Raw genomic sequence first — 9994 nt, 5'->3', positions numbered from 1 at the left:
GCCCGTGCATGCCGGCGAACCAGTCGACGCCGCCGAACGGCGCCGGGCTCGCGAGCACCGCGGCCGCCGTCACGCGATCGCGCAGGAGCGCGGCGCACCCCAGTGCATGCGGTCCTCCGCCCGAGTACCCGATGACGGCGAACCGGTCGATGCCGAGGGCGTCGGCGATCGCCGCCACGTCGGCTGCGTTCGAGGCCACGTCGCGCCCGGGTCGCGGCGTGGACCCGCCGTAGCCGGGACGCGCGAAGGTGACGAGCCGGATGCCCCGCGCTCGTGCCGCCGTCGCGAGCGGCTCGAGCGGCTCGCCCGTGTGGGGCGACCCCGCGTGCCACACCACGACGGGCGCACCCGGGTGGGGCGCACCGCTGTCGAAGGCACGCAGGACCCCGCCGTGCGGAGACGGCACGTCGACGGCGGCGGGACCGCCCTCGCCGGACCCGGCTATCGCTCGACCGCCTTGCGGTCGTCCCGACGCGTCACGAGCCACCTCAGCCAGAAGAAGACGACGACCGCGACCACCGCGACGATCGCGAGCTTCACGACGAACCAGAGCACGCTGAAGACGACGTCGACGAGGATCCACGCGATCACGACGGCGGCGATCACGCCGAGGACGGTCCAGACGGTGCGGCTCATCCTTCGAGCCTAGCCCGGACCGCACTCACCGGGACTGGTCGTCACGCGGCGCACGGGTCGACCAGAGCGCGAGCGCGATGAGCAGCGGCTGGAACCACAGCCGGAGGAACCGCGCGCGGTCGGTCGTGAGCCCGAACGCGTCGCGGCGTTCACGCCACTGCGCGATGTTGCCCGGGAAGACCGCGGCGAAGAACGCGGCGACGATCCATCCGACGCGGGACCGCTCCCTCGGGAGCGCGACGAGCGCGGCCCCGAGGCCGACCTCGACGACGCCCGAGCCGACGACCACCGCATCGGCGTCGATGGGCACCCACGGCGGCACCTGCGCCCGGAACTCGCGTCGCGCCCAGAGGAGATGGCTGACACCGGCGAACGCGAGGAAGCCGGCGAGCGTCCACCGTGCGACGGTGCGCGCGGGCGTGGAGGGTGGAACGGGAGCAGTCCGGGTCATGGGTCGAGCCTACGGAGCGGCGGCCATGCGGTCAGCCCTGCACGCGCCCCGACTTCGCCGCGATGCGCTTCAGCAGCGGCGGCTTCGCGACGACCCACGCGACGACCATCACGACGACCGACAGCGCGAAGACCCCGAAGCCGATCCAGTCGTCGGCGTCCCGCGCCGCGTACATCTGGTTCAGCTTCCGGAGCGCGCCCGTCGAGAGCACGAGCACGACGTGCACGAACGTGAACGCGAGGAAGAAGAGCATCACCGGGTAGTGGACGGCGCGCGCCATCCGCTCGGTCCTCGCCGACGCCCACGGGCCCTCGACGGGCCAGATCGACGACAGCCGCAGCCCGGTGACGAGGGCGAGCGGAGCCGCGATGAAGACGACCGAGAAGTAGGCCAGCTGCTGGAGCGCGTTGTAGACGATCCACGAGTCCTCGGTCGGCCACTCCAGCGACGCGTACTGCAGGGCCGCGGAGACCGCGTTGGGCACCACGGCCCAGTCGGTCGGCACGATCCGGAGCCACTGGCCGGTCGCGAAGAGCAGCACGACGTACGTGATGCCGACGAGCACCCAGAGCGCGTCGAGCCAGAGGTGGAACCACAGCCAGATGCCGAGCCGGCGCGGCGCCCGCCGCGTGCGCGGCCAGCGGGTGTTGTCGCGCGTCCAGAACCCGGGCGGACGGCGCCTGCCGCGGAGCTCGAGCCCGGTCTTGACGAGCAGCACGAGGAAGAACGCGTTGAGGAAGTGCTGCCATCCGAGCCACCAGGGGATGCCCACCGGGGTGCCCTCGGGCGGCGGGACGATGCCCGGGTACGCGTCGATGAACGCCTCGATGGCGGGGATGCCGCGGAGGAGGCGGGCGAGCACGACGATGACGACGAAGGCCACGACCGCGATCAGGGTCCCCCACAGCACGCGCGTGCGCTGCGCCTTCCACCATTCGGCGGCGCGGGCGGACGTCGTGGGGGTCGTGGTCATGCGGCGTCGGGTCCTTCTCCAACGGATGCCGGCGGAGGCCGGCTGCCGGGCGGCGCGAGCGCGCACCGGGCGTGAAACGGATGCCTCCGACGATATCGCCGTCGGCTGGGAGCGCGTGACGCGCGCGCAACACCACGTCGCACCGAGCGCTCGACCCTATGCTGGCCCGGTGCTGCACGATCTCGTCGACGGGGCCCGGATGCTGGTGCGCGGGTTCGCGTTCTGGCGGCGCGATCCGGGCGTGATGCTGCTCGGCCTCGTGCCCGCGGCGATCGTGTTCGCGGCGCTCGTCTGGGGACTCGTGGCGCTCGGAGTCGGGTTGCCGGGGCTGGTCGACCTCGCGACGCCCTTCGCCGACGCCTGGCAGGAGTTCTGGCGCACCGCGTTCCGCACGCTCGTCGCGGTCGTCGTGTTCGCGGGCGCCGCGGTGCTGGCGTTCGTCACCTTCACGGCGATCACGCTGATCGTCGGCGACCCGTTCTACGAGCGCATCTGGGCAGCGGTCGAGACCCACGCCGACGGCGTGCCGCCGGGCGAGGGTCCGGGGTTCTGGGCCGGGGTGCGCGGATCCCTCGTGCTGGTGCTCCAGGGCCTGCTCTCGGCGATCGTCGTGGGACTCGTGGGCATCGTGCCGGTCGTCGGAACCGTCGCCGCGGCGATCCTCGGCGCGGTGCTCACCGGGCGCCTGCTCGCACGGGAGCTCGCGGCGCGTGCGCTGGACGCGCGCGGCATCCCACCCGAGCAGCGCCGCGCACTGCTCCGCGCGAACCGCTGGCGGTTCCTCGGCTTCGGGGTCGCCACGCAGCTCTGCTTCCTCGTGCCGTTCGGCGCGATCGCGACGATGCCGGCGGCGGTCGCCGGGGCGACCCTGCTCGCGAGGTCGGCGGTGATCGACCCGTCGTCCTGACGTCCGAAGCCGATTTCCGTGCGGGTGCATCCGATCCGCAGCCTCCGCCGGAAGTAGGTGATGGCGGGTCACCCTCGCGTCGCGTCGCTCGCGGCGCGGCGCGAGGTCCCACCGGCATCCGGACGAGCGCTCGGAGGGGGAACACGACCGCTCGGCCGGGTGATGGAGGACCCGGCGGCGGATGTCGCGGCGGCAGCCCACGCACCGCGGCATCCGTCGTCGCTCGCCTCAGCGCGCCTCGCCGAGCACCTCGCCGACCCACTCGGGCACCAGCACGCTCGCCGGCCCGAGCCGCGACTCGGCGAAGAACGGGGTGATCTCGCTCTCGGCGAGGTTCAGTTCGAGCGTCGTCGCCCCGAACGCCGACGCGGTGAGCACGAAGCCCGCCGCCGGATGCACCGCGCCGGACGTCCCGATGGCGACGAATGCCTCGCAGCGCGCGAGCGCGACGTCGATCTCGTCGAGCCCGTAGGGCATCTCGCCGAACCAGACGACGTCGGGGCGGAGCATCCGCTCGCCGCATGACGGGCAGGGAGGCCCGGGCTGCAGGTCGCCCGGCGCGTCGCTGCGGGCCTCGCACGCGACGCAGCGCACCCGGCCGAGCTCGCCGTGCATGTGGAGCACGCGCGCCGACCCGGCGCGCTCGTGCAGGTCGTCGATGTTCTGCGTGACCACGAGCAGGTCGCCGCCGAGTTCGCGTTCGAGGGCCGCGAGCGCCGTGTGCGCCGGGTTCGGGGCGACGGATGCCACGGCGTGCCGCCTGGCGTCGTAGAAGCGCTGCACGGTGTCCGGGTCGAGCTCGAACGCCTCGGGGGTCGCGACGTCCTCGACGCGGTGGCCCTCCCAGAGCCCGCCCGCGTCGCGGAAGGTCGGCACGCCGCTCTCGGCGGAGATCCCGGCGCCGGTGAGCACGACGATGCGCGGACTGCCGGCGAGGCCGGGCGTCATGCGGCCGCTCCGGGAGCGCGCCCGCGGAAGACGAGCACGCGGGTCGGACCGAAGGGGAACGAGGGCACCCGCACGAGGCGCGCCTCGTCGACCTCGAACCCCGCCTCGGCGAGCGCGGCGCCCGTGTCGCGGTCCCAGTGGCATCCGTGGCAGAAGCGCTTCGAGAAGGGCGTGACCGCGCGCTGGATGCCGCGCTTCAGCGTGCCCGGGGGCGCGACGACGTGGTCGACGAAGACGACGTCGCCGCCGGGGCGGAGCACGCGCCGCACCTCGGCGAGCGCGGTCGCCTGGTCGGTGACCGAGCAGAGCACGTACGTCCCGACGACCGCGTCCACCGAGGCGTCGCCGAGCGGGATCCGCTCGGCGACCGCGTCGAGCGGGACCTGGTCGTGCTTCCACTCCCTGGCCCGCTGCGCGAGCTCGGTTCGGCGTTCGGAGTCGGGCTCGAGGCCGATCCACTCGACGTCGTGGTGGAACGCCCCGAAGTTCTCGCCCTCGCCCGCGCCGATCTCGAGCACGCGCCCGCGGACGTGCCCGATCGCCTCGCGCTCGAGGTCGTCGAGGTCGTCGTCGGTGATGAGCGGGGGCCGCGTGGCATCCATCACAGGTCATGCGACCACGCGGCGCCCCGATCGTCAAGCGGCGGGCCGGACGCTCAGCGTCGCAGCCAGGCCGTCGTCTCGGCGGGCAGCACTCCGTCGTCGAGGTCGCCGCTCGCGACGAGCACCGAGGCGCCCTCCGGCAGCGCCACGGGCCGGGGGCCGAAGTTGGCCACGACCTCCCAGCCGTCGGGTCGGCGGAAGTGGACCACGTCGGCGTCGGCGGTCGGCACCCACTCGAGTTCCTCCGCGCCCTGGAGGTCGTGGCGCAGCGCGAGCGCGCGACGGTACATCGACAGGGTCGACGTCGGGTCGTCGGACTGCCCGTCCGCCGCGTACTCGCCGAACCAGGCCGGCTGCGGGAGGTGCGCACCGGCAGGGCCGAACCCGAACGAGTCGCCCTCGGACTCCCATGGGAGCGGCACGCGGCATCCGTCGCGGCCGATGTCGACGCCCGGGTTGCGGAAGTACGCGGGGTCCTGCCGCTGCGCGGCGGGGATGTCGGCGACCTCGGGCAGCCCGAGCTCCTCGCCCTGGTACAGGTAGGCCGAGCCCGGCAGGGCGAGCACGAAGAGGCTGGCGGCGCGGGCGCGGCGGAGGCCACGCTCGCGGTCCAGCGCGGGGGTCGTCCCGCCCGAGAGCAGCCACGCCCCGCCGTGCTTCTCGCCGGGCACCGAAGGCTCGGGGAGCCCGTATCGCGTCGCGTGCCGGACGACGTCGTGGTTCGAGAGCACCCACGTGGTCGACGAGCCCGATGCCGCGGCGAGCGCGAGGTTGGCGTCGACGATGCGGCGGAACTCGGCCGCGTCGAACGGCGCCTCGAGCAGGTCGAAGTTGAAGGCCTGCCCGAGCCCCTCGACGCTCGCGTACCGCGGCCGCCGGTGCGACTCGACCCATGCCTCCGCGACGGCGGTGCGCGGCGGCGTGTACTCGTCGAACACGCCACGCCACTCGGCGTAGATCTCGTGCACCTCGTCGCGGTCCCACAGCGGGTGGGCGCCGTCGCGCGGCAGCGCGTCGAGCGTCGCCTGGTCGGGCAGCTCGTCGTCGAGGCGCTTCGCGAGGCCGTGCGCGACGTCGATGCGGAACCCGTCGACGCCGCGGTCCGACCAGAACCGCAGCGTACGCAGGAAGTCGTCGCGCACCTCGCGGTTGTCCCAGTTGAGGTCGGGCTGCTCGGTCGCGAAGTAGTGCAGGTACCACTGCCCGTCGCCGACGGGCTCCCACGCGGGTCCGCCGAACGCGCTCGTCCAGTCGGCCGGCGGGAGCGATCCGTCGGGCCCCAGCCCGTCGCGGAACACGTAGCGGGCGCGGGCGGCCGAGCCGCGCGGCGAGGCGAGCGCCTCCCGGAACCACTCGTGGCGGTCCGACGTGTGGTTCGGCACGATGTCGATGATCACGCGGATGCCGGCCTCGTGGAGCGCCGCGACGAGGTCGTCGAACTCGGCGAGCGTGCCGAGCCTGGGGTCGATGTCGCGGTAGTCGTCGACGTCGTACCCGCCGTCGGCGAGCGCCGACGGGTAGAAGGGGCTCATCCAGACGGCGTCGATGCCGAGGTCCTGCAGGTACGGCACGCGGGCGCGGATGCCGCGCAGGTCGCCGATCCCGTCGCCGTCCGCGTCGGCGAAGCTGCGGGGGTAGATCTGGTAGACCGCGGCCTGGCGCCACCAGTCGGCGTCGTCGTGGAGTCGGGCGAGGTCGGGGCGTGCGAGCACGTCGCTCATGGGTGCGGAGGTCCTTTCGGGAGTGGGGTGGTGATGAGGTGGTCGGAGGCGGGGTGCGCCGGGCGGGCTCAGCCCTTCACGGCGCCCTGGGTCACGCCCTCCATGACCCATCGCTGCGTGAACAGGTAGACGACGATGGCGGGCGCCATGGCCATGAGGTACGACGCGAACGACACGTTGTAGTTGTTGCTGAACTGCGTCTGGAAGATCGACTGCACGACCGGCAGCGTCTGCTGCGCGGAGTCGGCGATGATCAGCGACGGCATCATGAAGTCGTTCCACGACGCCAGGAAGGCGAAGATCGCGACGGTGGCGCTCATCGGCGCGAGCAGCGGGAAGATCAGCTGCCGGAAGGTCTGCCAGGTGGTCGCCCCGTCGATGCGGGCGCTCTCCTCGAGTTCGAGCGGGATCGAGCGCAGGAACGCGGTGAACAGCAGGATGCTGAAGGAGAGCTGGAACATGATGTGCAGGATCGTGACGCCGGCCGGGTTCGCGAGCCCCGCGAGGCCCGTGAGCTGGATCTGCGGGAGTGCGACGACCGGGAACGGCAGGAACATCGCCGCCAGCAGGTAGAAGAACGACCAGCGGAAGAAGCGGTGCTCCCAGTTGCGCACGATCGCGTAGGACGCGAGCGACGCGAGGAGGACGGTGCCCACCACCGTGCCCGCCGTCACGAGCAGGGAGATCGTGAAGGCGACCGGGAAGTTGGTCAGCTCCCAGGCCTGGACGAACCCGGAGAAGTCGATCGGCGCCGGAAGCGAGAACGCGTTGCCGTCGACGGCCTGCGAGGTCGACTTCAGCGACATCGAGATCGTCACGTAGAGCGGCAGGAGCACCGTGATGGCGCAGAGGAACAGGATGACCATGGTCGTCCAGCTCGTCTTCTCCTGGCCGACCTTCCCGCGCCGACGCGCGGGGGTGGGCGCGCCGTTGCGGGCGGTGGCCGGGAGGACGGGAGCGGCGGTCCGCTTCGCTGCTGTCTGGGTCATCAGATCGCCGCCTTTCCGCGGGTGATTCGGAGTTGGAGCACCGAGATCGCGACGGCGATGATGAAGAAGATCGTCGCGTTCGCCATCTGGTAGGCGTAGTCGCCGCCCGTGAAGCCGGTGAAGATCGTCATCGCGATGCTGCGGGTGGAGGTTCCCGGACCGCCGTTGGTCAGGCCGACGATGACGTCGTACACGTTGAGGTAGTTCTTGAACCCCAGGATCATGTTGATCACGACGTACCCGGAGACGAGCGGGAGGGTGACCGACCACAGCCGTCGCACCGCGCCCGCCCCGTCGATGTCCGCGGCCTCGTACACCTCGCCGGGGATCGAGAGGAGCCCTGCGATGTAGATGAGCAGGGTCGCCGGGATCGACTGCCAGGCGGTGACGATCACGATCGAGAGCCAGGCGAGGTCGGGGTTGGCGAGGATCGACTCCGAGAGCCACGGGATGCCGAGTCCCGAGCCGAGCGCGGGCACCGAGTTGGAGAAGAGGAAGTTGAACACGTAGGCGATGACGATGCCCGAGATGACCATGGGGATCACGAACACGGCCCGCAGCCCGGCCTTGAGCTTGATCTTCGCGGTCAGGCCGACGGCGAGCAGGAACGCGATGACGTTCACCAGCAGGACCGTCACGATGGCGAAGCCGAACGTGAACCCGTAGCTCGCGAGGATCGCGGGGTCGGAGAAGGCGGCCACGTAGTTGGTGAACCCCACGAACTCCCAGTCGCCGAACCCGATGAAGTTCGTGAACGAGTAGAAGATGCCGAGCACCGCGGGGACCGTGATCGCGAGCGTGAACAGCACGAGGGTCGGGACGAGGAACCAGTAGTAGATCGGATCGACGCGGACCCGGCCGCGTCGATCGTGGCGGGCGCCGGCGAGGTGGTCGGTCCGGCCGTGCTCGGCCTCGTCGACGAGGGAGCCGGCGGAGGCCGCGGCGGTGGTGACCGGTGTGCTCATGTCGGGGTGTCCTTTCGAATCGCCGTCAGCCGCGCAGCGCGAGTCGCGCCCAGTCCGCGTCGATGGTCGCGAGGGTCGCCGGGATGTCCGCGCCGGTCACCATCGCCTGGATGTAGTTGTCGATCGGGATGGTGAGCGGGATCGACCGCGAGAGTCCCTGGTAGAACTCGCCGGCGTCGTAGTACTCCTGCATCCCGAGGATCCGCTCGTCGGTCACGGGCGCGGCATCCGTCGTCGTACCGAAGCCCAGGAACGCGGCGTTGTAGGCGTCCATCACGTCCTGCTGCATCAGGTACGACACGAACGTGCGCGCCGCCTCCTTGCTGTTGCTCGCCTCCGGCACCCACAGCGCCAGGTCGAGGTTCACGCGGACCTTCAGGTCGTCGGGATCGTTCGTCATCGGGAGCGGGAAGGTCCCGAGTTCGAGGTCGGGGCTGGTCTTGGCGATCTCACCGAGGGCCCAGGGTCCCTGCAGGTACATCGCGGCCTCGCCGTTGGCGAAGGCCACGTTCCCATCGCCGTAGCCGCGACTCGCGGCGTCGGCGTTGGAGTAGGCCGCGAGCTCCTCCATCTGGAGGACCGGGTCGAGGATCGTCTTCTGGAACGACACGGGCGAGTCGGGACCGACCTCCGTGCCCTCCTCCTCGAGCGCGGCGAGGAACTCCGGCACGTCGGTCGTGCCGCCCACGCTGTAGTCGAAGAGGCCCTGCGCCACCGTCCACGCGTCCTTGTACGTGCCGTAGATCGGAGTGATCCCGGCCGCTTCGAGCGTGTCGCACGCGGCGATCAGCTCGTCCCAGGTGGTCGGCACCTCGATGCCGTTCTCCTCGAACATCTGCACGTTGTAGATGACGGATGCCGCGGCGACCGAGTAGGGCAGCACGCTCGTGCGCCCCGGGTAGGTCGCGTACTGGTCCACGAGTTCCTGCACGTCGGGGCGGATGCGGTCCGCCTCGGGCATGTCGGAGAGGTCGGAGAGGGCGCCGCGCTCCATGAAGCGCGCCATCTCGTAGTTGTAGTTGAGCAGCCCGACGTCGGGCGGGTTGCCGCGGAGGAAGCCGGCCGAGAGGTTCGATGCCGAGTCGAGCGTGACGCGCACCTCGGACTGCGAGCCGTTGAACTCCGCGACGAGGTCCTGGAAGTACGGGACCGCTTCGGGCTTGCTGAGCAGGAAGGTGATGTCCTCCGTGCCGCTGCCCGCGCCGGAGCAGCCGCTGAGGGCGAGGCCCGAGGCGAGGACCACGGCGCCGGCGATGCCGAGCCGGCCGCGCATCCGGCGGTCGCCGGCGGCCGGGTTCGGGTGACGGCTGGGGCTGATCGGTGGGTGAGGCACGTCGTCGTCTCCTCCGGGAAGTCGTGGGCGTCGGTGCCGTGGCGACGACGCCATATATGATTTGGAGTGTAGATTTACTCTGTGTCGTAAATAATGACGGAGGACGACGGAAAGGTCAAGTGCGTGGACGAGAACGGTGCGGCGACGTCGCCGCAGGTGCTGCGACGGGTGAATGCTCGACGGGTGCTCGAGTACGCGTGGCGCGCCGGCGCCTTCACGGCGAGCGATGCGATGGCGGCGACGGGGCTCACCCGCTCGACGGTCATCGGGGTCTGCGACGAACTGCTCCGGCAGGGCTGGCTCGACGAGCTCCGCGACGCGCGCGCCGTCGGCGCCTACACCAAGGGCCGCCCCGCCCGTCGCTACGCGCTCCGCGACCGTGCCGCGGTCGTGATCGGCGTCGACGCCGGCCACGACCACATCTCGGCGACCGTCGCCGACCTGCGCGGCACGCCGATCGGACGGCACG

12 protein-coding genes are annotated in these 9994 nt (G+C 71.6%); 2 read left to right on the top strand and 10 right to left on the bottom strand.

Translation table 11 applies throughout. From position 1 onward, the window contains the following. The 4 genes from ESO86_RS06230 to ESO86_RS06215 all read right to left on the bottom strand — a co-directional run. Positions 1 to 406, bottom strand: a 406-nt coding sequence (locus ESO86_RS06230; RefSeq protein WP_165307409.1) for an alpha/beta fold hydrolase, incomplete at its 3' end; no start/stop codon positions are given. Positions 407 to 441: 35 nt separating this feature from the next. Continuing rightward, positions 442 to 636: a hypothetical protein gene (locus ESO86_RS06225; RefSeq protein ID WP_129234113.1), complete on the bottom strand. Its 195-nt coding sequence runs from the start codon at positions 634 to 636 to the stop codon at positions 442 to 444. 25 nt (positions 637 to 661) lie between these two features. Then, complete coding sequence (locus ESO86_RS06220; protein WP_129234112.1) at positions 662 to 1087, bottom strand: DoxX family protein; 426 nt, start codon at positions 1085 to 1087, stop codon at positions 662 to 664. A gap of 31 nt (positions 1088 to 1118) precedes the next feature. Then, a complete protein-coding gene (locus ESO86_RS06215; protein WP_129234111.1) occupies positions 1119 to 2060 on the bottom strand; it encodes a cytochrome b/b6 domain-containing protein in 942 nt (313 codons plus the stop codon). A 169-nt stretch (positions 2061 to 2229) separates the two neighbouring features. Here ESO86_RS06215 and ESO86_RS06210 point away from each other — a divergent pair, with 169 nt between their 5' ends. Further along, entirely contained in the window at positions 2230 to 2967 is a 738-nt protein-coding gene (locus tag ESO86_RS06210; protein ID WP_242492229.1) for an EI24 domain-containing protein, read from the top strand. Between the two features lie 228 nt (positions 2968 to 3195). Here ESO86_RS06210 and ESO86_RS06205 read toward each other — a convergent pair whose 3' ends face one another. The 6 genes from ESO86_RS06205 to ESO86_RS06180 form a co-directional block, all read right to left on the bottom strand. Continuing rightward, on the bottom strand, positions 3196 to 3915 hold the full coding sequence (locus ESO86_RS06205; RefSeq protein ID WP_129234110.1) for an NAD-dependent deacylase: 720 nt from the start codon (positions 3913 to 3915) through the stop codon (positions 3196 to 3198). Next, positions 3912 to 4517 carry a class I SAM-dependent methyltransferase gene (locus ESO86_RS06200; RefSeq protein WP_129234109.1) on the bottom strand — a complete coding sequence of 202 codons (606 nt, stop codon included), beginning with the start codon at positions 4515 to 4517 and terminating at the stop codon, positions 3912 to 3914. The genes ESO86_RS06205 and ESO86_RS06200 overlap by 4 nt, the downstream gene beginning before the upstream one ends. 53 nt (positions 4518 to 4570) lie before the next feature. Next, positions 4571 to 6238 (bottom strand): glycoside hydrolase family 13 protein, encoded by a 1668-nt coding sequence (locus ESO86_RS06195; protein WP_129234108.1) that lies wholly within the window; start codon positions 6236 to 6238, stop codon positions 4571 to 4573. Between the two features lie 68 nt (positions 6239 to 6306). Continuing rightward, positions 6307 to 7227 carry a carbohydrate ABC transporter permease gene (locus ESO86_RS06190; RefSeq protein ID WP_129234107.1) on the bottom strand — a complete coding sequence of 307 codons (921 nt, stop codon included), beginning with the start codon at positions 7225 to 7227 and terminating at the stop codon, positions 6307 to 6309. Next, positions 7227 to 8192: a carbohydrate ABC transporter permease gene (locus ESO86_RS06185; RefSeq protein WP_129234106.1), complete on the bottom strand. Its 966-nt coding sequence runs from the start codon at positions 8190 to 8192 to the stop codon at positions 7227 to 7229. The genes ESO86_RS06190 and ESO86_RS06185 overlap by 1 nt, the downstream gene beginning before the upstream one ends. A 25-nt stretch (positions 8193 to 8217) precedes the next feature. Next, positions 8218 to 9465 carry an ABC transporter substrate-binding protein gene (locus ESO86_RS06180; protein ID WP_207207031.1) on the bottom strand — a complete coding sequence of 416 codons (1248 nt, stop codon included), beginning with the start codon at positions 9463 to 9465 and terminating at the stop codon, positions 8218 to 8220. 183 nt (positions 9466 to 9648) lie between these two features. On the opposite strand from ESO86_RS06180, the gene ESO86_RS06175 reads away from it, so the two are divergent. Further along, positions 9649 to 9994, top strand: a 346-nt coding sequence (locus ESO86_RS06175; RefSeq protein WP_242492228.1) for a helix-turn-helix domain-containing protein, incomplete at its 3' end; no start/stop codon positions are given.

The organism is Agromyces binzhouensis, from assembly GCF_004135055.1.
GTDB lineage: Bacteria > Actinomycetota > Actinomycetes > Actinomycetales > Microbacteriaceae > Agromyces > Agromyces binzhouensis.
This window is presented reverse-complemented; position numbering and strand designations above follow the sequence as displayed.

What these genes read in the sequence shown, in the direction of transcription:
- ESO86_RS06185 (WP_129234106.1), bottom strand. Translation starts at nt 8,192, where the DNA reads ATGAGCACACCGGTCACCACCGCCGCGGCCTCCGCCGGCTCCCTCGTC.
- ESO86_RS06215 (WP_129234111.1), bottom strand. Translation starts at nt 2,060, where the DNA reads ATGACCACGACCCCCACGACGTCCGCCCGCGCCGCCGAATGGTGGAAG.
- ESO86_RS06200 (WP_129234109.1), bottom strand. Translation starts at nt 4,517, where the DNA reads ATGGATGCCACGCGGCCCCCGCTCATCACCGACGACGACCTCGACGAC.
- ESO86_RS06195 (WP_129234108.1), bottom strand. Translation starts at nt 6,238, where the DNA reads ATGAGCGACGTGCTCGCACGCCCCGACCTCGCCCGACTCCACGACGAC.
- ESO86_RS06205 (WP_129234110.1), bottom strand. Translation starts at nt 3,915, where the DNA reads ATGACGCCCGGCCTCGCCGGCAGTCCGCGCATCGTCGTGCTCACCGGC.
- ESO86_RS06225 (WP_129234113.1), bottom strand. Translation starts at nt 636, where the DNA reads ATGAGCCGCACCGTCTGGACCGTCCTCGGCGTGATCGCCGCCGTCGTG.
- ESO86_RS06220 (WP_129234112.1), bottom strand. Translation starts at nt 1,087, where the DNA reads ATGACCCGGACTGCTCCCGTTCCACCCTCCACGCCCGCGCGCACCGTC.
- ESO86_RS06180 (WP_207207031.1), bottom strand. Translation starts at nt 9,465, where the DNA reads ATGCGCGGCCGGCTCGGCATCGCCGGCGCCGTGGTCCTCGCCTCGGGC.
- ESO86_RS06190 (WP_129234107.1), bottom strand. Translation starts at nt 7,227, where the DNA reads ATGACCCAGACAGCAGCGAAGCGGACCGCCGCTCCCGTCCTCCCGGCC.